The following is a 24,371-nucleotide window of genomic DNA, read 5'->3' as shown; positions in this document are numbered from 1 at the left end:
GCGGCCGTCGAGATCGCGGCCGTCGAGATCGCGGCCGTCGAGATCGCGGCCGTCGAGATCGCGGCCGTCGGCATCGCCGTTCCCGTTCCCGACGTATCCGCCACCGCCGTCGACGTCGTCGACCGCACCGACCGTACCGACCGCACGCTCGTGGTACTCGAGCAGCTCGCGCACCCGTAACGCCACCCGCCCCGCCTCACCACGGGGTACCGACCGCTCACCTCGCACCCGGCCGACGCTAGGCAGCGGCGACGGACCGTGGGGGCAGGAACGCACGGTTGTGGACGTGCCGGCCGCCTGTGTACGAACCGGCCGCCACTGTCGGGCCGGTGTGGTAGCAGCGGCCGGCGCTGGCTCGGCTCTCACCCCTATGAACCGGCTCCTACCTCCGGGCCCGCTCCTACTTTCTGACCAAGACCGTCCCGAGGACGCCCGGGCCGAGGTGCGCGCCGATGACGGCGCCGAGCTCGGCCACCCGCGCGTCCTGCAGCCGCGGCAGCGCGGTCTGCAGGGTCGCGAGCAGGGCATCGGCCCGCTCGGGCACGCCGAGGTGGTGCACGGCGAGATCGACGTCGTCGTCGCCCGCGGCCGCCACGGTCAGCTCCACGAGGCGCGCCACGGCCCGGGACGAGGTACGCACCTTCTCGAGCGGGACGATCTGCCCCTCGACCATCTGCAGCAACGGCTTCACCGACAGCGACGTCGCGAGCAGAGCCTGCGCCGACCCGACCCGGCCGCCCCGCCGGAGGTACTCCAGGGTGTCGACGTAGAACATCGTGCGCGTGCGGTCGACGGCCTCGGTGGCCGCGCCCTGCACGCCCGCCGCGCTCTGCCCCGCCTGCGCCGCGTGCGCCGCGGCGAGCACCGCGAACCCCAGCCCCATCGCCGTCGAACGCGAGTCCACGACCCGGACCACGCCGTGCGGGAAGTCCTGTGCGGCCAGGGTCGCCGACTCCCACGTGCCCGACAGCGCCGCCGACAGGTGCACCGAGACGACCCGCTCCGCACCGGACTCCAACACCGTCCGGTACGCGGCGGCGAACTCCGCCGGTGTGGGACGCGAGGTACTGACCGCGAACTTCTCGCGCAGCGCCCGCACGACGTCGCCCGGGGTGATGTCGGCGCCGTCGTCGACGGCCACCCGGTGACCCAGCATCACGCGCAGCGGCACCACGTGGATGCCGAGCTCGGCCGCTGTCGCACCGGACAGGCAGGACGTCGAGTCCGTGACCACCGCGACCCGACCCGTCATCGGCGTCAGACCACGAAGTTGACGAGGCGGCCCGGCACGGCGACGACCCGCCGCACGTCGCGTCCGTCCAGCGCGGACGCGATCTTCTCGTCGGCACGCGCGGCGGCCTCCAGCGCGTCGGTGTCGGCATCGGCCGGCACCTGCACCACCGCGCGCACCTTGCCGTTGACCTGCACCGGCACCTCGACGACGTCGTCGACCAGCAGCGCGGGATCGGCCTGCGGCATCGTCTCCCACGCCAGCGAGGACGGGTGCCCGAGGCGCGACCACAGCTCCTCGCTGATGTGCGGGGCCAGCGGTGCGAGCATGAGCACGATCGCCTCGGCGATCGCACGCGGCGCGCCACCGTTCGGGAAGCCGGCCCCGACCGCGTTGTTCAGCTCGATGATGCGGGCGATGGCGGTGTTGAAGCGCAAGGCCTCGTAGCTCTCCCGCACCGCGTGCAACGTCTTGTGCAGCAGGCGATTCAGCTCGTCCGGAGCGGGCACGTCGGCCACGTGCGTCTGCCCCGTCTGCTCGTCGACGACGACGCGCCAGATGCGTTGCAACTGGCGGAACGGGCCGACGACGGCCTTCGTGTCCCACGTCCGGTCCTGCTCGAGCGGCCCGGTGAACATCTCGAACAGCCGCAACGTGTCGGCGCCGTAGGCGGCGTACATCTCGTCGGGGGTCGTCACGTTCTTCAGCGACTTGCCCATCTTGCCGTTCTCGCGAGTGACCTCGGCCCCGTCGTGGAAGAACCGCTCGCCGTCCTCGACGACCTCGTCGGCCTGCACCGCGAACCCGTCGGCGTTGCGGTAGGCGTAGGCCTGCACGTAACCCTGGTTGATCAGCTTGTGGAACGGCTCGGACGACGTCAGGTAACCCAGGTCGTACAGGACCTTGTGCCAGAACCGCGCGTACAGCAGGTGCAGCACGGCGTGCTCGACGCCACCGACGTACAACTCGACGCCGCCCAGCGGGCGGTCGGCGTTCGGGCCCATCCAGTAGTGCTCGATCTCGGGGTCGACCGGCCGCTCGGTGTTGTTCGGGTCGAGGTAGCGCAGCTCGTACCAGCACGACCCGGCCCAGTTCGGCATGGTGTTGGTCTCGCGGCGGTACTTCTTGGGCCCGTCGCCCAGGTCCAGCTCGACCTCGACCCAGTCCCCCAGGCGACCCAGCGGCGGCTCGGGCGTGGAGTCGGCGTCGTCGGGCGGGAACGACTTCGGCGAGAAGTCGTCGGTCTCGGGCAGCTCCACGGGCAGCATCGACTCGGGCAGCGCGACGGGCAGCCCGGTCTCGTCGTAGACGATCGGGAACGGCTCGCCCCAGTACCGCTGGCGGCTGAACAGCCAGTCGCGCAGGCGGTACGTGACGGCCCCGCGACCACGGCCCGCCGCTTCCAGCCACTCGATGATGCGGGCCTTCGCGCCGGCGACGTCCAGCCCGTCCAGGGAGACCTCGTCGTTGCTGGAGTTGATGCGCGCGCCCTCGCCCGCGTACGCGCCACCGTCCCAGCCCTCGGGCGGGGCGACGGTCCGCACGACGGGCAGGCCGTACACCTCGGCGAAGTCCCAGTCACGCTGGTCCTCGGACGGCACGGCCATGATCGCACCGGTGCCGTAGCCCATCAGCACGTAGTCGGCGACGAAGACGGGCACGGGCGCGCCGGTGACCGGGTTGATCGCGTAGGAGCCGGTGAACACACCGGTCTTCGCGCGGTCGCCCGCCTGCCGGTCCAGCTCCGAGCGTCGCGACGCGGCCAGCCGGTACTGCTCGACGGCGACGGGCGGGGTCAGCGCGTCCCCCGTCCAGGTCACCGGGGTGTCGGCCGGCCAGGCGTCGGTCGTCAACGACGGGACCAGCGGGTGCTCAGGGGCCAGCACCATGTACGTCGCACCGAACAGGGTGTCGGGACGGGTGGTGAACACCTCGATGTCGCCGGCGGGCGAGGCGAACGCGACGTGGGCGCCGGTCGAGCGACCGATCCAGTTGCGCTGCATGGCGCGGACCTTGTCGGGCCAGTCGATGAGGTCCAGGTCGCGGACCAGGCGGTCGGCGTAGGCGGTGATGCGCATGTTCCACTGCGGCAGCGGCTTGCGGAACACCGGGAAGTTGCCGCGCTCGGAGCGGCCGTCGGCGGTGACCTCCTCGTTGGACAGCACCGTGCCCAGGCCCGGGGCCCAGTTGACGGTGGCGTCGCTGCGGTAGACCAGCCGGTGGTTGTCGACCACCTGTCGCTTCTCGGTCTCGGACAGCTCCGACCACGGGCGGCCGGTCGCGTTCGTGCCCGGCCCGGGACGCCGCTCACCCGCGTCCAGCTCGGTGATCAACTCGGCGATCGGCCGGGCCTTGTCCAGGTCGGTGTCGTACCAGGAGTTGAAGATCTGCAGGAAGATCCACTGCGTCCAGCGGTAGTACGACGGATCGGTGGTCGCGAACCGGCGCCGCTCGTCGTGGCCCAGGCCGAGCCGGCGCAGCTGCTGCAGGAACACCTCGATGTTGCCGTAGGTGGTCACGCGCGGGTGCTGCCCGGTCTCCACCGCGTACTGCTCGGCGGGCAGGCCGAACGCGTCGAAGCCCATGGTGTGCAGGACGTTGTCACCCTGCATGCGCCGGAACCGGGCGAAGACGTCCGTGCCGATGTAGCCCAGCGGGTGGCCGACGTGCAGGCCCGTCCCGGACGGGTACGGGAACATGTCCATGATGTAGGTGTGCCGCCCGATGGCGACGCGGTCAAAGCCCTCGGACAGGGGACCGACGGGGTTGGGCGCGTCGAACGTGCCCTCGTCCATCCAGCGCCGCTGCCAGGCCGTCTCGATCTGGCCGGCGAGGGCGGCGGTGTAGCGGTGGGCGGGGATGTCGGCGGGCGACTCGGGGTTGGCGGGTCTGGTGTCTGCGCCGCTGCTCATGGTGGCTCCTATGCCGGGTGGGTGACTGCGGCCGCGCCCTGGCCGGTCACCGCGCGGGGGTCATCTGCGGGTGCGGCCGGGCCGGACATGCGAAGAGCCCCTGCGTTGTCGCAGAGGCTCGGCCGCACTGTCGGTGTCTGCTTACCGATCAGCGCGGCTCACTAAGGAGCAGGTCGTCCGGGCTCGTCACGCTGAAGAGGATACCGCGGACGGCCTCGAGGCCCGGTTGAGGTGCACACCCCGCGCCCGCCGTCCGTCGCCACCGGGCGCGGGGGCACCTGTCGGTCAGGTTAGCGGGAGGTCGAGGGCGACGGACGCGCGGCCACGCAGGTCGTGCGACCCGCGCGTCGGGCCGGGGGGACAAGACCGGACAAGGCGGACGGCGGACGTGCTCAGGCGTCGGCGTCGGCCGCGTCGTCGAGGGCGGTGCCGTGTGCCGGCAACGGCACCACGGTGCCCGGCGCACCCAGGTTGTGGCCGCGGACCCGCCACGTCGGGACGTCGTCGTGCAACTCGCAGTACAGCTCGGTCCAGTGGCAGTTGGCGAGCGGACCGAGAGGACGGACGTGCTGCGGGATGCCGAGCAGCGCGTTCGTCAACGCCATCGCCGTCGCGCTGTGGCTGACGAGCACGGTGATGGGCACGACGGGCAGCTCGTCGAACGCCTTCCGGGCCCTGGTCGCGACCTGCTCGCGGTCCTCGCCGCCGCGTTCGCTGACGTCGCGGCCGGCCACCCACTCGGCGTACTCGGTCGGGTAGGTCTGCTCGACCTCGTCGCGGGTCAGCCCCTCCCAGTGGCCGAGCCCGCGCTCCCGCAGCCGGGCGTCGGTGATGGCGTCGAGCCCCGTGGCCGCCGCGACGATCTCGGCGGTCTGCTCCGCGCGGGCGAGGTCGGAGGTGACGAGCAGGTCGGGACGGACGGCGGCCATGAGCGCGCCGACCTCGTAGGCCTGCGCCCGCCCGGTGTCGTCGAGCGGCGGGTCGGCCTGACCCTGGAAGCGGCGCTGGGCGTTCCACGCCGTGCGTCCGTGTCGCAGGAGCAGCAGGCTTCTGCTGCTCACGCGCCGTCGTCGCCGGACGCGCGGGCGGCGGCGTGCGCGGCGGCCGCCGCGTCGGTGAAGGGGATGAACGGGCAGTCCTTCCACAGCCGTTCGAGGGCGTAGAACACCCGCTCCTCGGAGTGCTGCACGTGCACCACGACGTCGCCGTAGTCGAGCAGCACCCAGCGACCGTCGCGCTGGCCCTCGCGCCGGATCGGCTTGTGGCCGGTCGCGCGCAGCTTCTCCTCGACGGCGTCGACGACGGCCTCGACCTGCCGTTCGTTGGTGCCGGTGACCACCACGAACACGTCGGTGATGGCCAGGCGGTCGCTGACGTCGATGAGCACGATGTCGGTCGCGAGCTTGTCGGCGGCCGCCTGGGCGGCGGTCTGGGCGAGCTCGATCGCTTCGTCGGTGGCAGTCATTTGCCGTTGAGTCTACGGGCCGTAGAGGCCGTGCTTGTTGATGTACTGCACGACCCCGTCCGGCACGAGGTACCAGACCGGCCGGCCGGCCGACACCCGTTCCCGGATGCCGCTGGAGGAGATGGCCAGCGCGGGCACGTCGAGCAGCCGCACCGCGTCGCGCGGCAGGTGCGCGTCGGACAGCTCGTAACCGGGACGGGTGACGCCGACGAAGTGGGCGAGCCCCAACGCCTCCTCGGCGTCCTTCCAGGACAGGATCTGGCCGAGCGCATCGGCGCCGGTGATGAAGAACAGCTCCGCGTCGGGACGCAGGGCGGCGATGTCGCGGATGGTGTCGATCGTGTAGGTCGGCCCGGCGCGGTCGATGTCGACACGGCTGACCCAGAACCGTGGGTTGGACGCCGTGGCGATGACCGTCATCAGGTAACGGTGCTCGGAGTCGCTGACCTCGCGCTCGGTCTTCTGCCACGGACGTCCGGTGGGCACGAAGATGACCTCGTCCAGCCCGTACAGCGAGGCGACCTCGCTGGCCGCCACCAGGTGCCCGTGGTGGATGGGGTCGAAGGTGCCACCCATGATCCCGACTCGACGCACCGGTCAGCCGATCCGGAACGTCGGCATGCGCAACGGTCCCCCGCCCGGCAGCCGCAACTCGGCGGCGAGTGCGGCCAGGTCGCCCCAGGCGCTGGCGGTGGCGGCGAGCGACCGCGGGTCCTCGCTCGACTTCGGTCGGCCGAGCCGCGCGAGCGGTGGGATCGAGATCGCCGGTCGCACCGGGGCGTCCTCGGGCAGATCCGCGCGCTCGCGGGCCACGGCGGCCGCGTCACGCAACGAGCCGAGCCGGTCGACGAGCCCGTTCGCGAGGGCGTCCGACCCCGACCAGATGCGCCCACGGGCCACCTCGTGCACGGCGTCGTAGCCCATCCCTCGGCCGTCGGCGACCTTCTGCACGAACTCGCGGTACACCCGATCGAGCATGTCCGACAGCCGTTGACGCTGCTCGTCGGTGAACCCGCGGCGGGCCGAGTACATCGACGCGCTCGCCCCGCGCTCGACGAGGCCGGTGCCCAACCCGAGTCGGTCGAGCAGCTCGGCGACGACGACCTTGCCGCCGAGCACACCGATGGATCCGGTGATGGTGCCGGGCTGGGCGACGATGACGTCGGCCGGGCAGCTGACGTAGTAGCCGCCGGAGCCGGCGACGGCGCCCATGGACACGATGACGGGCTTGCCGGCCCGTTTGGTCAGCTCGACCTCGCGCCACATCGTGTCGGACGCGACCGCGGAGCCGCCCGGGGAGTCCACCCGGAACAGCACGGCCTTGACGTGGTCGTTCTCGCGCGCGGCCCGGAACGCGGACGACACGGTGTCGCTGCCCAGCTGCCGCCCGCGCGGACCGGTGCGGCTGCGGCCGCCGGTGATCTCACCGTGTCCCTCGACCAGGGCGACGAAACCCTTGCCGCGCCGCAACGCCTGCACGGGCCTGCGCGGCGGGGTCCACTGGTCGGCGAACAGCAGCTGCACGTCCTCGCCCGCACGGCTGCGGACGTCGGCGTAGACCTCGTCGCGGTAGCCGAGCCGGTCGACGAGCCCGGCGGCGACAGCGTCCTCGGCCGACAGCGGAGCCCGGTCGGCCGCGGCACGGACGTCCTCGACGGACAGGCCGCGGGCGCCGGCGATCGTCTCGACCGCCCCGTCCCAGAAGGAGGCGACGACACGGTCCAGCGCCTCCCGCCCCTCGTCGCTGAACTCACTGCGCATGATGCGGTCGGCGGCGCTCTTGTACTCGTACCGCTTGTCCAGCTGCGGCTCGATGCCGAGCTTGTCCAGCGCGCCGCGCAGGAAGGTCGTCTCGCTGGCGACCCCCATGAGGGCGAGCTCACCGGACGGCTGCAGCCAGATCTCACGGCAGCCGCTGGCCAGCACGTAGTCCGACGTCCCGTTGCCGCCCTCGCCGATCGTCTCGGCCCACGCGACGGCGGGTTTGCCCGATGCGGCAAAAGCCGCGAGACCGGCCCGTACCTCCTGGGCGATGGCCCAGGGCAGGGCCGCTCCCCCGACCTTGACCACGAGGCCGCGGACCACGTCGTCCTTCCCTGCCTCGTGCAGCGTGCGCAGCACGCCACGAAGCCGCGGACGGTGCCGGCTGCGCAGCTTGCCGACCAGGTCGTCGGGTTCGAGCTCGATGGGTGCGCTGGTGAGGTCGAGCTCGAGCAGCAGACGGGGCCGTCGCCCCGGGACCGCGACCACGGTCAGGCGCGCCGCTCGGACAACGCGCGCTGGTCCTGCTCGGCCAGGCAGTTGGCGATGGTGGCCCCGGCCTGGATCCACGCGTTGCGGGTCGGCGCGGCCAGGCTCGTCCACTGGATCGGGCCACCGTGCGCGAGCTCCGGGTCGTACGGGATCTCGATGACGGCGCGGGTACGGGCCGTGAAGTGCTCGAGCAGCTGGCCCCGCACCGTCTTGTCGGTGGTGGGGTCCGCAGCCGTCAGCACGGTCACGGCGTTGCGGGCCAGCTCCTCGCGCCCGGTCTGGGCCAGGTGGTCGAGCACCCACGACCCGCTGTAGCCGACGTCGCGCTGGTAGGACGACACGACGACGACGAGGTCGGCCGAGTCGACGGCGGCCTGCCAGTTCGAGGAGCGGACGTTGTTGCCGGTGTCGACGACGATCATGCGGTAGAAGCGCTGCAGCACCTTGTGCAGGCGCTCGTACTCCCCCTCGCCGATCTGCGACATGTTCCCCGGGTTGTCGTCGCTGACCAGGGCGTCGAAGTGCGCGTCGGGCTGCGACCGCACGTAGTCGCTCAGATCGCCGACGCGCGCGTCGAAGCGCTCGAAGGCGGCGAGGTCGCCCAGCAGGTCCCACACTGTCTTCTGCTTGCTGTCGGGGTTGGTGACGCGGACGGCCAGCGTGCCGCGCGTCTCGTTGTCGTCCCAGCCGACGACATAGCCACCGCGGTTGGACCCGAAGGCGGCCGACAGGCAGATCGTCGTGGGCGTCTTGCCCGCACCGCCCTTCGGCTGCACGACGACGACGGTCATCGGGTGCGAGAAGCTGCGCTGGATGTCATTGATCGCTTGCCGCGCCTGCAGTTCGGCCGGCGCCGCCTTCGACTTCACCAGACCGCCGGTGGCGCGGTTGACCCGGCCGCGCCAACCCCAGCTCGCGGGCTGCGCGACGACCGACGACTGGTTCGGTACCAGCAGGTCTTCGGGCTTGGGCGGGAGCGCGGGTTGCGGCGGCACGGGCTGCTGCGGCGCGTAGGCCGGTGCGTAGTGCTGCGGGCCCTGTGCCGGGTTGGCCGCCGGCTGCTGGTACTGCTGGTCCCACTGCGGCTGCGGCTGCTGCTGTTGCTGCTGCGGGCCCTGCTGCTGTTGCTGCGGACCCTGTGGCTGTGGCTGCTGCACGGAGGGTGCCGACTGCTGATCGGGCGCGGGCCAACGCGACGCCTGGTGCTGATCCCACGGCACGGACTGCGGTTCGGGCTGCGGGCCGGGTGTCGGTCGTGCCGGCGGCGGGGGCGCCGCGTCGAACCCGGGGGCCTGGGAGCGCTGCTCCCACGAATGCGCCCCGTACCCGGCCGGCTCGGCGGGTGCCGGCTCGTAGCTCGGCTGCGCGTCGCCGGGTGCTGCGTCGGAGCTGCTGTAGTGGACCGGAGCGGCCGACCACGCATTCGCGGACTCGTCGGCCGACGACTCGTCGCCGCTCGGCTCCACCGCCGTCGCGTCGGTCGCCCAGTCGGTGTGACGGGCGGCCGAGGGCGGCTGACCCGGAGCCTGCCGATCCAGCGGGACGCCCTCGGGAATGCGCCCGGCGGCGCCGTCTCGATCGTCCGTGCTGTGAGTCATGCGGTCTCCTTCGATCTGGCGCTCAAACCCACGGTGTACCCGGATCAGGGTATTGCCCCGACCCGCCGCGTCGAATCGCGGTGAGACGGCAGCCGGCAGCGTCGTCCTGTCTCACGCGGTGGCTCGTTCTTGCAGCCGCATCGCGCCACCGCGTGAGACAGGACGACCTGGGCACGGACGCAACAAGCCCGACGAACGCCGCCGCCCCGGCCGGGACGGTCGCGCCGCTACCAGTGCACGCCGCGCAGGATGTGGGCGAACGCCACGCTCTCGGTGGAGGGCTGGTCGGACTTGTTGCCCCCGCTGCCCTTCGCGGCGTGCGAATCCGGGAACAGCTTGTAGCCCGCGTTCAGCACGACGTCGACCCCACGCGGCGCAACCTGGTAGGCGAGCGCACCGGCGTTGCCGAGGGTCGTGCCCACCTTTTTCGGCCGGCGGATCATGGCCTTGCAGATCATGTCCGCGGCCTCGGGCGGCGTCATCGTCGGGAACCGGTCGTACATCTTGGTCGGGGCGATCATCGGCGTGCGCACCAGCGGCATGTGGATCGTCGTCAGGTGCACGCCGTCGTCGACGACCTCGGAGGCGATGCACCGCGAGAACGCGTCCAGCGCGGCTTTCGACGCGACGTAGGCGGAGAAGCGCGGGATGTTGGTCTGCACGCCGATCGAGCTGACGTTGATGATGTGCCCGCCCTTGCGGCCGTCCGGCGCGGTCTGGCGCATGACCGGCAGCAGCGACAGGATCAGCCGCACCGGCCCGAAGTAGTTCAGCTGCATCGTGCGCTCGTAGTCGTGCATCCGGTCGTAGGACAGCGCGATCGAGCGACGGATCGACCGGCCGGCGTTGTTGACCAGCACGTCGACCCGGCCGTGCTCCTGCAGCACCTCCTTGGCCATCCGCTCGATGTCGCTGAGGTCGGCGAGGTCGCAACGGTGCACGAAGGCGACGCCACCGAGGTCGGCGATCTCCTGCTTGGTCTGCTCGAGCTTCTCGACACCACGCGCGACCAGGATGACCCGCCCGCCGGCCGCGCCGACCCGCATCGCCGTCGCGCGCCCGATGCCCGACGACGCCCCGGTGATCATGACGGTCTTGCCTTTGATGGCGCGCGCCAGCTGCTTGTCCTTGCGCCGGTCGGGGCTGTAGGTGCGCTCCCAGTACTCCCAGAGGTGCTGGGCGTACAGCGAGAACGGCGGCAGCTCGATGCCGGAACCCTCGAGCACGGCCTGGGTCTTGCTGGAGTCGAAGTGGGTCGGATAGGTGAGGTAGGCGAACATCTCGCGCGGGATGCCGAGCTCGGCCAGCGCCAGGTCGGTGAGCTGCTTGGCGCCGGGCAGCTTGGCCAACGTCGAGGTCAGCCGGGCCGGCAACGCGTCGAGCACGCGGGCGTCCAGGTTGACGGACGGCTGCGGCGCCTTCGCGGCCTTCGTCAGTGCCTTCAGCAACCCGCCGACGGTCAGGGCCTCGGGATCGGTCAGGTGGAACGCCTGGCCGTCGAGGTCGGGCTGGTGCGCGATGTAGTCCATCGCCTTGGCCACGTAGTCGACGGGCACGAGGTTGATCTCGCCGCCCTCGAGCCCGACGCCCCGCAGCCACGACGGCGTCACCCCACGCAGCCGCTGAATGGTCCGGAAGAAGTAGTAGGGGCCGTCGATCTTGTCGATCTCGCCGGTCTCCGAGTGCCCCACGACCGCGCCGGGACGGTAGATGCGCCACGGCACCGGCGACTCCCGTCGGACGATGCCCTCGGACTCGTGCTTGGTCTGGTAGTACGGGTTGTGCTCGTAGTCCTGGGCCTCGTCGAACATGTCCTCGGTGAACGTGCCCCGGTACAGCCCGGCCGCGGCGATCGAGCTGACCATGTGGAAGTGCCCGGCGTGCACCGCCCCCGCGAGCGCGAGAGCGTGCCGGGTGCCCTCGACGTTCGCGGCGTGCTGGCTGTCGGCGTCGGCGGTGAGGTCGTAGATCGCCGCCAGGTGGAAGAAGTGGTCGATCGTGCCGTCGAGGCGCTCGATCTCCTCCTGGTCGACGCCCAGACGTTCCCTGCTCAGGTCGCCGATAACCGGCACGATGCGGTCGTCGTCGGCACCGAGCCGCAGGCGCAGCTCGTCGAGCTTGTCCAGCGAGCTGGCCCGGCACAGGGCATAGATCGTCCCCTCGCGCTCCAGCAGCTGGGCGAGCAGGAAGCGACCGAGGAACCCGGTCGCCCCGGTGACGAAGTACGCCATGAGAATCCCCCTGGGACGGTCTGTACTGGTGGGTAGCCAGAGTCTGGTCCACCGAGGCCCCCGAGGCCAACCAGGGTGTCAGCCGATGAGCACCTCCGGGAAGACGGCACCCACGACCAGGCCGGCGACGTAGAGCCAGCCGAATGCACGGTTGTGGACCAGGCAGACCCGGTGGTACCAGAGCGGCCAGCCGACGTAGCCGGCCGGCGGCGACGCCGGTGCCGGCCGCGAGAGCACGCGCAACGCGTGCAGGGCCCGCGGACCGGCGACGACGATCAGCAACGCGAACGGGGTGAGGTCGCCCAGGGCCACGAGCAGGGCCGTGACGACGTACATGGCGACGACCGACACCGCGGTGAACGTCCGTGCCGCCCGCTCGCCGAGCACGACCGGCAGGGTGCGCTGGTGCTGGCCGGTGTCGAACTCGCGCTGGTCGACGTGCTTGCCGACGAGGATCGACATGACGCCCAGGCCGGGCGGGACGGAGGCAGCGAAGGCCACGCCCGACCAGTGCCCGGCGATGACGTAGTAGCCGCCGCCAATCATCAGCGGGCCCCACACCACGAAGGCGGCCAGCTCGCCGAGACTCAGTTCCTTGAGCGCTCGCGGCGCGGCGTCGTAGGCGTAGAGCAGGATTCCGCCGACGAGCGCGAGCCAGAGCGCCGGAAGCCCGCGCAGGGCGATGAAGTACGCCGCGATGGCCACCGAAACGGCAGCGAGCACGACGAGGCCGGTGGCGAGCAGCCGCGGCGTCACGGCGCCGCTGGCGACGGGGTGCAGGGTGTAGCGGCGCCGCGGGGAGTCGTCGGTGTCGTGGCCGCGGCGGTACCCGAAGTAGTCGTTGGACAGGTTGCTCACGGCGTGCAGGACGACGTAGGCCAGGAACACGAGCACGAACGGCAGCCACTCGAAGCGGCGGTCCGTGGCGGCCAGCAGCCCGGCCATCAACGCCGACTGCGCGGAGATGACCAGGATCACGCTGCGGGCGGCGTAGAGGAAGCGGGTCACCGGGTCGAGGTGCGAGAACTCCGACGCCTGGGCCGGGTAGAAGCCGGTGAACGCACCGACGAACGCGAACGGGCCGCCGCGCGGGGGCGTTCCCGCCGCAGGGGCCGGGCCCGGCTCGGGCGTGCGCGCGGTACCGGTGGGTGTCGTCGCCTCGGTGCTCACCGTTCTCAGGATACGACTGTGCACCGCCCCCCGCCGACCACCCGGCTGCTCGACCCCGTGGTGCGGCAAACCCCACCCCGAGACACGTGCCAGCTCCCTCGATCGGCCGGGCGGACGCGACGACGCTGGCTGACATGTCCGACACCCGTCTGCTGCCCGTACACCGCTTCCGTTCTGCCGTTCGCGGGGTACAGCGATGAGCGACACGATCTGGGACGCTGGTCCGGCGATGACCACGGCAACCCCTCTGCGGCGGGCGGTGACGCAGCTCGCCCGCAGGCGCACCTGGACCGAACTCGCGTACGCGCTGGTCGGGCTGCCGCTCGGGGCGCTCGGCTTCGTCTTCACCCTGGTGACGTTGCTGCTGGGTGCGGGCCTGTTCATCACCATCGTCGGGGTGCTGGTCCTCGCCGTCACCAACGAGGCGGTGCGCTTCCTGGCCGGGGGCGCGCGCCAGCAAGCGAACATCCTGCTGGGTACGGACGTCGCGGCGCCGTCCCGGGTGCGGACGCACGAGGAGGGCCGCGGGTACCTGCGCGCCCACCTCCTCGACCCCGTCGCCTGGCGGGCGCGGCTCTATCTGCTCCTCAAGCTGCCGGTCGCGATCGCGGCGTTCGTCGTCGCCGTCACGTTCTACCTCTACGGCCTGGCCGGGATCACCTATCCGATCTGGCGCCCGTTCTCCAGGTGCAACACCGATTCCCGCGGGACGTGCCACCGCGGCGCCGGGCTGGGGCCGCACTACTACCTCGACACGCCGTTCCGGATCGCGCTCGCGGTCGTCCTCGGAGTCGTGGCTCTGCTCGTCGCTCCGTGGGCCGTGCGGGCGGTGCTGTCGGTCGACCGGCTGCTCGTCACGAACCTGCTCGGCCCCACCCGCCGCGACGCCCGGGTCCAGGAGCTCGAACGGACGCGCGCCAGCGCCGTCGACGACTCGGCGGCCACGCTGCGCCGGATCGAGCGCGACCTGCACGACGGGACGCAGGCGCGACTGGTCGCGCTGGCCATGAACGTCGGGCTGGCCAAGGAGAAGCTGGCCGAGGGCGGCGACCCGGCCGAGGCGTCGCGGCTGCTCGACACGGCACACACGACGGCCAAGCAGGCCATCGTCGAGGTCCGGGACCTGGCACGCGGCATCCACCCGCCGGTGCTCGATGCCGGTCTCGACGCCGCCCTGACGACCCTGGCGGCCCACAGCGCGCTGGAGGTGCAGGTGCGCTCGGCGATCGTCGAGCGGCCGGAGCCGGCCATCGAGACCATGGTCTACTTCTGCGCGGCCGAGCTGCTCACCAACGCCGCCAAGCACAGCGGTGCGAACACGGTCGTGGTCGACGTCGCGACCCACGACGGGCGGCTGCGGCTGCGCGTCGACGACGACGGACGGGGCGGCGCGGTGGTCGGCGGCGGCACGGTGGTCGGCGGCGGCACGGGGTTGGCCGGGCTCGCCGACCGGGTCGCCACCGTCGACGGCACCCTGACCGTCGACAGCCCTCGGGGCGGGCCGACCAGCGTGCGCATCGACGTCCCCGTGACCGCTGCGGCCCGGCGGGGTCCGGCGTGAGAGTGGCGATCGCCGAGGACAGCGCGATCCTGCGCGACGGCTTCGTCGCGCTGCTCACCGACCGCGGTCACGAGGTCGTCGCCGCCGTCGGCGACGGTGACGCCCTGCGCGGCGCCGTGCGGTCACTGCGGCCGGACGTCTGCGTCGTCGACATCCGGATGCCGCCGTCGTTCACCGACGAGGGCCTGCGCGCCGCCGTCGCCGTCCGCCGGGAGCACCCGGGCATCGGGGTGCTGGTTTTCTCCCAGTACGTCGAGACGCGCTACGTCGACGAGCTGCTCGCGGGCTCGCCCACCGGCGTCGGCTACCTGCTCAAGGACCGGGTCGCCGACGTCCGGGAGTTCGTGGCGGCCCTGACCCGGGTGGCCAGCGGCGGCACGGCCCTGGACCCCGAGGTCGTGGCCCAGCTGCTCGGTGCGTCCCGCCGCCGTGACGCGCTCGCCGCGCTGACCCCGCGGGAACGCGAGGTGCTGGAGCAGATGGCCGCGGGGCTGTCGAACGCAGGGATCGCCGAGGCCCTGGTGATCTCGGACCGCGCCGTCGAGAAGCACATCGCCAACGTGTTCATCAAATTCGGCCTGGCACCGTCCGAGACCGACAACCGTCGGGTGCTCGCGGTGCTGCGCCACCTGCAGTCCTGACCGCCACCGGCCACGGATGGCGCGGGCTGCGTCGATAGGGTCGGGCAGTGACGCAGGCCGCCGACATCCTCGAGCTCATCGCCGGTGACGACTACGAGGTGGCGGTCGATCCCCCCGGTGACGGCGAGGGCTACTGGGCGGGCGCCCCGTCGGCCGTCTTCCACGACCACGCGTTCCATCTCGCCTACCGGCTGCGCCGCCCGGTCACCGAGGGACGCGGCTACGCGAACGTCGTCGCCCGGTCCGAGGACGGCGTGCACTTCGACACCCTGGCCACCGTGACGAGCGCGCAGTTCGATGCCGCCTCGCTCGAGCGGCCCGCCCTCGTCCCGCTCGACGGCGGCGGCTGGCGGCTCTACGTCTCGTGCTCGACACCGGACTCGAAGCACTGGTGGGTCGAGGCGATCGAGTCCGACGACCTGACCACCCTGGCCGACGGCACGCGCACCGTGGTCCTGCCCGGCGAGGCGGGCGTGACGGCGTGGAAGGACGTCGTCGTGCGCCGCAGCGGCCCGGACTGGCAGATGTGGGCGTGCCGCCACCCGCTCGACGGCGGGGACGACGAGGCCGACCGGATGACGTCGGTGCTGCTGACCAGCGCCGACGGGCTGCAGTGGGAGGAGCGGTCGACGGCCCTCGCGCCGACGGCCGGAAGCTGGGACGCGCGCGGCGCGCGGATCACCAGCGTCGTCCGCAGCGGGACGGCGTGGGAGGCGTTCTACGACGGGCGGGCCTCCGCCGACGAGAACTGGTTCGAGCGCACCGGCCTGGCCCAGGGTGGGACGCCGGACGCGTTCGCGGCGGTCGCGGGCCCGACCCCGGCGGGCCGGACGCTGCGCTACCTCAGCTTCGCCGAGTCGCTGACCGGCACCCGGGTCTACTGGGAGGCGTCGCGGTCCGACGGCGCCAATGAGCTGCGTACCGCGAAGGTGCCGCGCCCGGAGTCGCCCAGCCAGTCCTGAAACGAGCGGCCCAGCACCTCCTCCAGCCGCGCGACGTCGTCGCGGACGCGGGCCACCAGCTCGCGCCGGACATCGGGGTCGAGGGCCGGCCGGTGCGACGGCCCGCGCTGCAGCGCTGCGACCAGCGGCCGCTGGGCCTGGCGCCACACGCGCGGGTGCACGTGACGTCCCAGCTCGGCACCGCCGCGGACGACCGCGCGCAGCGCGGAGTTGACCGCGCCGTGCCCCGCCCAGGCGGTGACGTTCGAGCCCGGGATGGTCGTGACGACGCCGGGTTCGACCCCGAGGAACGTCGCGATGCCGTCGAGGGTGCGGGCCGGTGCGTCGATCAGCTGGCGGTAGCGCACGACGTGCACCCGGTCGCGGTCGACGTGCGTGTACAGCGAGGCCAGCTGCTCGCCGTAGCGCCCCAGCCCGAGGTAGCGCCAGAACGGGGCCCAGCCCGCAGCAGCGCGCTCGTCCTCGAGGTCGCAGGCGGCGAGGAAATCGGGTTCCGGTTCGAGCCCGTCGGCCCACAGGTGGGTCCAGTTCGAGTAGGCCCGGTCGATCGGGTCACGGATGACGGCGACGATGCGGACGTCGGGAACGGCGGCGGCGATGCGGGCGTGCGCGGCGTGGTCCCACAGGTAGAACGGCGTGCTCTCCCCGCGCAGGGTCCCCGGCGGGGCCTGGTCGAACAGGGCCTCGTACCGCTCGCGCTGCCAGATCCATTCCCGGGCGCTGTGCGCGTCGCCGGGCCCGCGTTGGAACTCGCGAGCCGGTGGCCGGCCGTCGGTGAGGAAGTACTTCGGTTCCTTCGGCGTCGACAGGAACAGCTGGGGGTGCCGGACGAGCGCCGCGTGCAAAGCCGTCGAACCGGCCTTCGGGGCACCGGCGATGAGGAAGTCGGGCATGGCCACGGTCTGACGTCCCTTCTCCACCTGGATTGTAGGAAAAGCCTACCCAGCTCGGGGACGGGATGCGTGTGACGGTGTCAGCCGAGGTTCTGCACGTCGCTGACGAGCCACGAGGCGCCGGAACGGGTCAGGGTGAGGTCGAGGCGCACCCGTCGCGGTCGGTACGCCGTGCGCGACCTCGTGCCGGTCTGCTTGACGTCGACGAGCACGTCAGCCGTGGAGCCACCTGCCGAGGCCACCCCGTAGGTCTTCACGGTGCCCGTGGAGTCCTCGCCGCCGACCGCGGCGGTGCGCGCGGCCTTCGTCGTGGCGTCGAACGTCCGGCGGAAGTCGCCGGTCGACATCGCCCGCAGCTGGGTCAGCCGTCCGGCGACGTCGGCCTTGGTCAGGCTGGTGAGCAGCACGGCCGCCCGACGGGCCGACGACGTCGCGGCCGCGAGCCCTGCCGAGCCCGGCGGATCGCTCTGCATCCCACCGTCCTGCTCCATCCCGGCGACCAGCCACTGGCCGCCGACCTGACGCATCGCCAGGACCGTCGCGTAGGTGTTCTTCGTCGTCGTGCGGGTGCGGTCGGTGCGGGTCGTGTCATCGAACACCAGCACCGTCGCCGTCGTCCCGTCGAATGGGCCCATCCCGACGGCGGCGACGCTCGCCGACAGCACGATGTGGTCCTCGGTGGCCGGCGGGTCGACCGCCGTCCTGACGAGGTTCAGGTACTCGTCGTGGAAGGCGCCGGTGGTGAGGTCGGAGACCTGCTGGTCGTGCTCGTCGAGGTGCCGGTAGTCATAGCTCAACAGCGCGATGATCGCCGTGCGGGCGCTCGCCAGGATGCTCGTGACCTGCGTCGGGTTCGCGAACAGCGCGTCGGGCGACGCGCTCACCGTGTTCGAGGCCGACGGTGTCGTTCGCGCGGTCGACGAGTGGGTTGCGGACGGCGAACGCGACACCGATGCCGACCCGCTCCCCCGCGCCTGCGGGCTGTCCGATCCCGAGGTCACCAGGTAGGCGGTCAGCCCGGCCGCCACCACGATCACCGCGACGACGGCCGCCAGGATCGTCCGTGTGCGACCCCAGCGCGGGCGCGACGTGGAACCCGACGTGGAACCCGCCGTGGGGGCGAAGGCGGACGGCGGCGTGATCGGTCGCCGGTTCGTGGTGACCGCGACCGGGGCCGGCACCCGGTCGGTCGGCGCGGTGGCGAGCCGGCGGGCCGCCTCGCCCGCGGACGGTCGGCGCTCGGGCGACCGGTCGAGCATCCGCGCCAGCAGCGGGCCGGCCGGGCCGGCGTGCGGCGCGGGCGGCGGCGGCTCGGTCATCAACCGGAACAACAGCCTGGCGGTGGCGCCGTCGCCGTCCAGGTAGGGCGGGTGCCCCTCGACCGCCGCGAACACCGTGGCCCCGAGCGACCACACGTCGCTGGCGGCCGAGGCGTGGCCGTCGCCGACCGCCTCCGGCGCCATGAACGCGAGCGTCCCGATGGTGTGGCCGGTCGCCGTCAGCGACGTGTCGCCCTCCCGGCGGGCGATGCCGAAGTCGGCGAGCTTGGCCCGACCGTCTCCGGTGATCATGACGTTCGCCGGTTTGACGTCGCGGTGCACGACCCCCTGCGCGTGCGCCGCCTCGAGCGCCCGCGCTACCTGGGCACCGATCGCACAAGCCTCGGCCGGCGACAACCGCCCGACCCGGCGCAGCCGCTCCTCGAGCGTCTCGCCCTCGACGTACTCCATGATCAGGTACGGGCGGCCGTCGGCGGTGACGAGGTCGTGCACCGACACCGCGTTCGGGTGGTGCAACCGCGCCGCGGTGCGTGCCTCACGCACCATCCGTTCGACCGAGGCAGCATCGGAGCCGACGCGCAGCTGCTTCACCGCCACCCGCCGGCCGAGTACCAGGTCGTCGGCGAGCCACACCTCGCCCATGGCGCCCTCACCGAGCGTGGCCACGCGCCGGTAGCGGTCGGCGAGCAGCTCCATCAGCTGCCGGTACCCATCAGCGCGCGATGCCCGTCAACGGACGTGACCGTCGCCGGTGACGATCCACTTCGTCGACGTCAGCTCGGCCAGGCCCATCGGCCCGCGGGCGTGCATCTTCTGCGTCGAGATGCCGATCTCCGCACCGAAGCCGAACTCGCTGCCGTCGGTGAAGCGCGTGGAGGCGTTCACCATCACGGCAGCCGAGTCGACACGTGCGGTGAAGCGGCGGGCGGCATCGAGGTCACGGGTGACGATGGCCTCGGTGTGCCCGGACGACCAGCGCCGGATGTGGGCGATCGCGGCGTCGATGTCGTCGACGACCCGTGCGGCCATGTCCAGCGACAGATACTCGCGCTCCCAGTCGTCGTCGGTGGCGGCCCGCACGCCGTCGAGCTGCGCGAACGCGTCGTCACCGTGCACCGTCACCCCCTGCTGCTGCAGCGCCGTGGTGATGCGGGGCAGGAACTCGTCCGCGACGTCGCGGTGCACGAGCAGGGTCTCGGCCGAGTTGCAGACGCTGACGCGCGAGGTCTTGGCGTTGACGACGATGCGCTCCGCTACGTCGAGGTCGGCGGACGCGTCGACGTAGACGTGCACGTTGCCTACCCCGGTCTCGATCACGGGCACGGACGCAGTCTCCACGACGTGGTTGATCAGGCCGGCGCCCCCGCGCGGGATGACGAGGTCGACGAGCCCCCGCGCGCGCAACAGATGGTCGACGCTCGCGCGGTCGGTACCCGGCACCTGCTGCACGGCGTCGCGAGGCAGCCCGGCCTTCTCGGCAGCGGCGGCGAGCACCGCGACGAGGGCGGCGTTCGAGCGGAACGCAGACCCGGATCCGCGCAGCAACGCGGCGTTGCCGGACTTCAACGCCAACCCGGCGGCGTCGACGGTGACGTTGGGCCGGGCCTCGTAGATCATCGCGATGACCCCGAAGGGCACCCGCACCTGACGGATCTCGAGACCGTTCGGCTGCGTGTAGCCGCGCACCACCTCGCCGACGGGGTCGGGCAGGGCGGCGACGTCCCGCAGACCGACCGCCATGGCCGCGACACGATCGGCGTCGAGGGCCAGGCGGTCGAGCAACCCGTCGGCCATGCCCGCCGCGCGTCCGGACGCCAGGTCCTCGGCGTTGGCGGCCAGGACGTCGTCGGTCGCCGCGTCGAGGGCGTCGGCCATTGCGTGCAACGCGGTGTCCTTGTCGGCGCGCGACATCGGCGCGAGCTCGACCGCGGCCTCCTTGGCCGCGCGCGCCGCCGAGCGGACGTCGTCGGCGCTGGCGTGCTGCTCGGTCACGGGCACAGGATACGGGCGCGGGCGGCTACCGGTTCGACTTGCGGTGCCGGCGGTACTGCAGGAGCAGTACCCCGAGCCCGCCCAGCAGGGCGGCGATGAGCAGCGCCACCGACAGCGAGGCGTGCACCTCGGGGATGATCAGCCGCATCTTGACGCTGCGGGTGTTCTCCAGGATGAAGATGATCACGAGCACCAGCAGGACGGCGCCGATGATCTGGCCGAAGGCGATCCCGCTGCGCTTCGACTTGGCCGGTTGCGGCTGCGACGGCGGTGGGCTCTGGGGTTCGGGACCGGTCATGCGCTCATCACTACCCGGACGAGGGACGATCGTCACGACGAGGCGCGGGTGTGCGCGCGCCCGGGGCTACAGCACGACGAGGTCGTCGCGGTGCACCAGCTCGCGTCGGAACTCGGCGGGCAGCTCGCTGGTGCGGTGCCCGAGCAGCGGCGGCAGGTCCGCCGCGTCGTAGCCGACCAGGCCGCGGGCCACCGGCACGCCGTCGGGGTCGACGAGGTCGACGGGCTCGCCGGAGTAGAACTCGCCGGTGACGCCGAGAACGCCGGCCGGCAGCAGCGAACTGCGCCGCTGCACGACCGCGGTCACCGCACCGTGGTCCAGCAGCAGCCGCCCCCGTGGGGTCGTGGCGTGCCGCAGCCAGAACAGCCGGGACGTCGTGCGGTCCCCCGCCGGATGGAAGAACGTGCCGGTGTCGCCGCGCAGCGCGTCGGCGATCTGCGAGGAGGCGGCCAGCACCACCGGGATGCCTTCGCTGGTGGCGATCGCGGCCGCGTCGACCTTGGTGGTCATGCCACCCGAACCGACGTGGCTGCCCGAGCGGCTGACGTCGATCCCGGCGAGCTCGGCCATGGATGCGACCTCGGCGATGAAGCGGGCGTCCGGACGGCCGGGGTAACCGCTGTACAGGCCGTCGACGTCGGTGAGCAGTACGAGCGCGTCGGCGTGCACGACGTGCGACACGAGGGCCGCCAAGCGGTCGTTGTCGCCGAAGCGGATCTCGTGGGTGGCCACCGTGTCGTTCTCGTTGACGATCGGCACCACGCCCAGCGCGAGCAGGCGTTCCAACGTCGACTCGGCGTTGCGGTAGTGGCCGCGGCGGTGCAGGTCGTCGGCCGTCAGCAGCACCTGCCCCACGGTCAGCCCGTACCGGGCGAAGGACGCCGCGTACCGCTCGGCCAGCAGCTGCTGCCCGACGCTCGCCGCGGCCTGCTGGGTCGCGAGATCACGCGGGCGGGCGCGCAGCCCGAGCGGCCCGATGCCGGCCGCGATGGCGCCGGAGGACACCAGCACCACCTGCTGCCCGGCCTGCCGGCGCGCGGCGACGGCGTCGACGACGAGGTCGAGGCGATCGGGTGCGAGACGTCCGCGGAAGGTCAGGGAGGACGACCCGACCTTGACCACCGTCCGGCGGGCCGTCGCGATCACCGATCGCTGCGTCATGCCCTCACTCCGTTCGGCCATGCGGAGACGCAGTGCTCTCGTTCGCTCCGCAAGCGTCGCTCACGCCCTCACTCCGTCCGGCCATGCGGAGACGCCATGCTCTCGTTCGCTCCGCAAGCGTCGCTCACGCCCTCACTCCGTTCGGCCATGCGGAGACGCAATGCTCTCGTTCGCTCCGCAAGCGTCGCTCACACCCTCACTCCGTTCGGCCATGCGGAGACGCAATGCTCTCGTTCGCTCCGCAAGCGTCGCTCATGCCTACAAGTCCTCGTCGGTCCACTGCCCGGTGTGGCGCGACTTCTTGGCCGCCAACCGCTCGTCGGCACGGGGCCGCGACGACGTGTCGAGGCGCTCGTCGGTACCACGTCGGCCGGGTGCCCAGTCGTCGACGTCGACGCCACCGGTGGGCTGGAAGTCGAAGCTGACGTCGCCGATGGTCACGGACGCACCGCGCTCGGCGCCCTGCTTCGCGAGCTCCTTCTCGACGCCCAGCCGCGCCAGCCGATCGGCGAGGTAACCGACCGCCTCGTCGTTGTCGAAGGCGGTCTGCCGGATCCAGCGCTCGGGCTTCTCGCCACGCACGACGAACCCACCCGGATCGTCCGGGTCGGGGCGCACGGTGAAGCCGACGTCGTCGACCGCGCGCGGGCGCAGCACGATGCGCGGCGACTCCGGGACGGCCCGCGCGGTCCGGTCGGCCTCGACCGCCTCGGCGAGCGCGAACGTCAGCGGGCGCAGGCCCGCGTGCGACACGGCGCTGATCTCGAACACGCGCAGGCCGCGCGCCTCGAGCTCGGGGCGGACGAGGTCGGCGAGCTCCTGCGCCTCGGGCACGTCGATCTTGTTCAGCGCGACCAGCCGCGGCTTCTCGAGCAGCTCGCCGAAGGTGCCCTCGTAGCGGGCCAGCTCCGACTCGAGCGCGTCGAGGTCGCTCAGCGGGTCGCGACCGGGTTCGAGGGTGGCGCAGTCGAGCACGTGCAGCAGCACCGCGCAGCGCTCGACGTGGCGCAGGAAGTCCAGGCCCAGACCCTTGCCGTCGGCGGCACCCGGGATCAGGCCCGGGACGTCGGCGACGGTGAACGTCGTGTTGCCCGCACTCACCACGCCGAGGTTGGGGACCAACGTGGTGAACGGGTAGTCGGCGATCTTCGGCCGGGCGGCCGACAGCGCCGCGACCAGTGAGGACTTCCCGGCGCTGGGGAACCCCACGAGCCCGACGTCGGCCACGCTCTTGAGCTCGAGGACGAGGTCGCGCGCCTCCCCCGGCTCGCCGAGCAGCGCGAACCCGGGCGCGTTGCGCTTGGTCGAGGCGAGCGCGGCGTTGCCGAGGCCGCCCTGGCCCCCGCGGGCGGCCACGAACTCGGCGCCGGGGCCGGTGAGGTCGACGAGCACCTCGCCGCGCTCGTCCAGCACGACCGTGCCGTCGGGGACCCGCAGACGCAGGTCTGAGCCGTGCGCACCGTTGCGGTGTCCGCCAGCAGCCTGGCCGCCGTTACCGGCCTTCTGGTGCGGGTGGTGGTGGAAGTCCAGCAGGGTGTGGACGTTGGTGTCGACGGCCAGCACGACGTCGCCGCCGCGCCCGCCGTTACCGCCGTCGGGGCCGCCCAGCGGCTTGAACTTCTCGCGATGGATGGAGGCCACACCGTGCGCGCCGTTGCCGGCGGCGAGGTGCAGGACGACGCGATCGACGAACTTCACGATCCCGCCTCTCCGAAACTCTTCTGCTGTTGTCTCGTTCCAGCAGAGGGTCTCGGTACGCGGCTGCCTGGGACTACCAGCGGATCTCTAGACGATGTTGACGGTCTTCTTGCCGCGCTTGGAGCCGAACTGCACAGCTCCGGCCTCGAGCGCGAACAGGGTGTCGTCCTTGCCGCGGCCGACGCTGACGCCGGGGTGGAACTTGGTGCCGCGCTGCCGGACGATGATCTCGCCGGCCTTCACGACCTGACCGCCGTAGCGCTTGACGCCGAGGTACTGCGCGTTCGAGTCGCGGCCGTTGCGGGAGCTCGATGCGCCCTTCTTATGAGCCATTGCGTGCCATCCCTACTGAGCGCCGGTGACGCTGGTGATCTTGAGCTGGGTCAGCCGCTGACGGTGGCCCTGCCGCTTGTGGTAGCCGGTCTTGTTCTTGTACTTGTGGATGCGGATCTTCGGGCCCTTGGTCTGGGCCACGACCTCCGCGGTGATGGTGGCGGCGGACAGCGCGGCGGCCTCGTGCGTGACGGTGCTGCCGTCGACGAGCAGGATCGCGGGCAGCGCGACCTCGGCACCCGGCGCGGCGTCGAGCTTCTCGACCTCGATCACATCGCCTTCGGCGACCTTGTACTGCTTGCCGCCGGTCTTGACGATGGCGTACATCGCGGGATCCACTCCTCGAGCTGCTGTTCGGTGTTGCCGCGTCGGGCTCGACGAGCCACTGACGCACGAGAGGCCCACCGCGTGATGGGCCGTCATCCAGATTACGTCACCGTCGGCACCGGAGGCAAAACGCCTCCCGCACCCCCGGTGTGGGGTCTTCCCGCCCGGTGTGGTCGCCGGCGCGGGCCGAATCGCGGCCACACCGGGCGGGAAGCGCGGGTCAGGGGGTGGCGACCGGCGGTCCGGCGGGTCGGCTGGCCGCCCGGCGACGGCGACGGCCGGCCGGGGCCGCCCCGTTCGATCCGTTCGCCTCCGGAGCCTGCGCCTCGTTCGCCTCGGGGGCCTGCGTCCCGTTCGCCTCGGGG

The 24,371-nt window shown here is 72.2% G+C and carries 21 protein-coding genes; 4 read left to right on the top strand and 17 right to left on the bottom strand.

Annotated features, from left to right (window positions below; all coding sequences use genetic code 11):
• Positions 1-180, top strand: a 180-nt coding sequence (locus ACFFCA_RS10465; RefSeq protein ID WP_375484475.1) for a hypothetical protein, incomplete at its 5' end; no start/stop codon positions are given.
• A 220-nt stretch (positions 181-400) separates the two neighbouring features.
• Here ACFFCA_RS10465 and ACFFCA_RS10460 read toward each other — a convergent pair.
• The 9 genes from ACFFCA_RS10460 to ACFFCA_RS10420 all read right to left on the bottom strand — a co-directional run bounded on the left by ACFFCA_RS10460 (position 401) and on the right by ACFFCA_RS10420 (position 12,860).
• Positions 401-1,252, bottom strand: a complete 852-nt coding sequence (locus ACFFCA_RS10460; RefSeq protein WP_375484473.1) for a DegV family protein — start codon at positions 1,250-1,252, stop codon at positions 401-403.
• Positions 1,253-1,257: 5 nt separating this feature from the next.
• On the bottom strand, positions 1,258-4,143 hold the full coding sequence (gene leuS, locus ACFFCA_RS10455) for a leucine--tRNA ligase (protein ID WP_375484471.1): 2,886 nt from the start codon (positions 4,141-4,143) through the stop codon (positions 1,258-1,260).
• A 392-nt stretch (positions 4,144-4,535) separates the two neighbouring features.
• Positions 4,536-5,204, bottom strand: coding sequence for a histidine phosphatase family protein (locus ACFFCA_RS10450; protein ID WP_375484469.1), 669 nt, complete (start codon positions 5,202-5,204; stop codon positions 4,536-4,538).
• Complete coding sequence (gene rsfS, locus ACFFCA_RS10445) at positions 5,201-5,608, bottom strand: ribosome silencing factor (protein ID WP_375484467.1); 408 nt, start codon at positions 5,606-5,608, stop codon at positions 5,201-5,203. The genes ACFFCA_RS10450 and rsfS overlap by 4 nt, the downstream gene beginning before the upstream one ends.
• 12 nt (positions 5,609-5,620) lie before the next feature.
• Positions 5,621-6,184: a nicotinate-nucleotide adenylyltransferase gene (gene nadD / locus ACFFCA_RS10440; RefSeq protein ID WP_375484465.1), complete on the bottom strand. Its 564-nt coding sequence runs from the start codon at positions 6,182-6,184 to the stop codon at positions 5,621-5,623.
• 21 nt (positions 6,185-6,205) lie between these two features.
• A complete protein-coding gene (gene sppA, locus ACFFCA_RS10435) occupies positions 6,206-7,858 on the bottom strand; it encodes a signal peptide peptidase SppA (protein WP_375484463.1) in 1,653 nt (550 codons plus the stop codon).
• 2 nt (positions 7,859-7,860) lie between these two features.
• The gene (locus ACFFCA_RS10430) at positions 7,861-9,459 is read right to left on the bottom strand and encodes a MinD/ParA family protein (protein ID WP_375484461.1); all 1,599 of its coding nucleotides are present in this window, start codon (positions 9,457-9,459) and stop codon (positions 7,861-7,863) included.
• Positions 9,460-9,686: 227 nt separating this feature from the next.
• Positions 9,687-11,690, bottom strand: a complete 2,004-nt coding sequence (locus ACFFCA_RS10425; protein ID WP_375484459.1) for an SDR family oxidoreductase — start codon at positions 11,688-11,690, stop codon at positions 9,687-9,689.
• A 78-nt stretch (positions 11,691-11,768) separates the two neighbouring features.
• Positions 11,769-12,860 (bottom strand): prenyltransferase, encoded by a 1,092-nt coding sequence (locus ACFFCA_RS10420; RefSeq protein ID WP_375484457.1) that lies wholly within the window; start codon positions 12,858-12,860, stop codon positions 11,769-11,771.
• 196 nt (positions 12,861-13,056) lie between these two features.
• Between ACFFCA_RS10420 and ACFFCA_RS10415 the strand changes: the two genes are divergently transcribed.
• Genes ACFFCA_RS10415 through ACFFCA_RS10405 form a run of 3 tightly spaced genes read left to right on the top strand, consistent with a single transcriptional unit; the run spans position 13,057 to position 16,024 of the window.
• On the top strand, positions 13,057-14,421 hold the full coding sequence (locus ACFFCA_RS10415; protein WP_375484455.1) for a sensor histidine kinase: 1,365 nt from the start codon (positions 13,057-13,059) through the stop codon (positions 14,419-14,421).
• On the top strand, positions 14,418-15,062 hold the full coding sequence (locus ACFFCA_RS10410; RefSeq protein ID WP_375484453.1) for a LuxR C-terminal-related transcriptional regulator: 645 nt from the start codon (positions 14,418-14,420) through the stop codon (positions 15,060-15,062). The genes ACFFCA_RS10415 and ACFFCA_RS10410 overlap by 4 nt, the downstream gene beginning before the upstream one ends.
• 47 nt (positions 15,063-15,109) lie before the next feature.
• Positions 15,110-16,024, top strand: a complete 915-nt coding sequence (locus ACFFCA_RS10405) for a hypothetical protein (protein WP_375484451.1) — start codon at positions 15,110-15,112, stop codon at positions 16,022-16,024.
• Here ACFFCA_RS10405 and ACFFCA_RS10400 read toward each other — a convergent pair.
• The 8 genes from ACFFCA_RS10400 to rplU form a co-directional block, all read right to left on the bottom strand.
• Complete coding sequence (locus ACFFCA_RS10400) at positions 15,940-16,944, bottom strand: sulfotransferase (protein WP_375484449.1); 1,005 nt, start codon at positions 16,942-16,944, stop codon at positions 15,940-15,942. The genes ACFFCA_RS10405 and ACFFCA_RS10400 overlap by 85 nt on opposite strands.
• 53 nt (positions 16,945-16,997) lie before the next feature.
• The gene (locus ACFFCA_RS10395) at positions 16,998-18,893 is read right to left on the bottom strand and encodes a protein kinase (protein WP_375484447.1); all 1,896 of its coding nucleotides are present in this window, start codon (positions 18,891-18,893) and stop codon (positions 16,998-17,000) included.
• Between the two features lie 33 nt (positions 18,894-18,926).
• On the bottom strand, positions 18,927-20,189 hold the full coding sequence (locus ACFFCA_RS10390; RefSeq protein WP_375484445.1) for a glutamate-5-semialdehyde dehydrogenase: 1,263 nt from the start codon (positions 20,187-20,189) through the stop codon (positions 18,927-18,929).
• 25 nt (positions 20,190-20,214) lie between these two features.
• Positions 20,215-20,487, bottom strand: a complete 273-nt coding sequence (locus ACFFCA_RS10385) for a DUF1049 domain-containing protein (protein WP_375484443.1) — start codon at positions 20,485-20,487, stop codon at positions 20,215-20,217.
• Between the two features lie 66 nt (positions 20,488-20,553).
• Positions 20,554-21,669: a glutamate 5-kinase gene (gene proB / locus ACFFCA_RS10380; RefSeq protein ID WP_375484441.1), complete on the bottom strand. Its 1,116-nt coding sequence runs from the start codon at positions 21,667-21,669 to the stop codon at positions 20,554-20,556.
• Positions 21,670-21,906: 237 nt separating this feature from the next.
• The gene (obgE, locus tag ACFFCA_RS10375) at positions 21,907-23,349 is read right to left on the bottom strand and encodes a GTPase ObgE (protein ID WP_375484486.1); all 1,443 of its coding nucleotides are present in this window, start codon (positions 23,347-23,349) and stop codon (positions 21,907-21,909) included.
• Positions 23,350-23,433: 84 nt separating this feature from the next.
• Positions 23,434-23,679, bottom strand: coding sequence for a 50S ribosomal protein L27 (gene rpmA, locus ACFFCA_RS10370; protein ID WP_375484439.1), 246 nt, complete (start codon positions 23,677-23,679; stop codon positions 23,434-23,436).
• A 12-nt stretch (positions 23,680-23,691) separates the two neighbouring features.
• Positions 23,692-24,006, bottom strand: a complete 315-nt coding sequence (gene rplU / locus ACFFCA_RS10365) for a 50S ribosomal protein L21 (protein ID WP_375484437.1) — start codon at positions 24,004-24,006, stop codon at positions 23,692-23,694.
• Between the last annotated feature and the right edge of the window lie 365 nt (positions 24,007-24,371).

Origin of the sequence: uncultured Jatrophihabitans sp. (assembly GCF_964252635.1) — a bacterium.
Lineage (GTDB): Bacteria > Actinomycetota > Actinomycetes > Mycobacteriales > Jatrophihabitantaceae > Jatrophihabitans.
The sequence above is the reverse complement of the archived record's forward strand: the minus strand, read 5'-3'. Positions and strand labels throughout refer to the sequence as shown.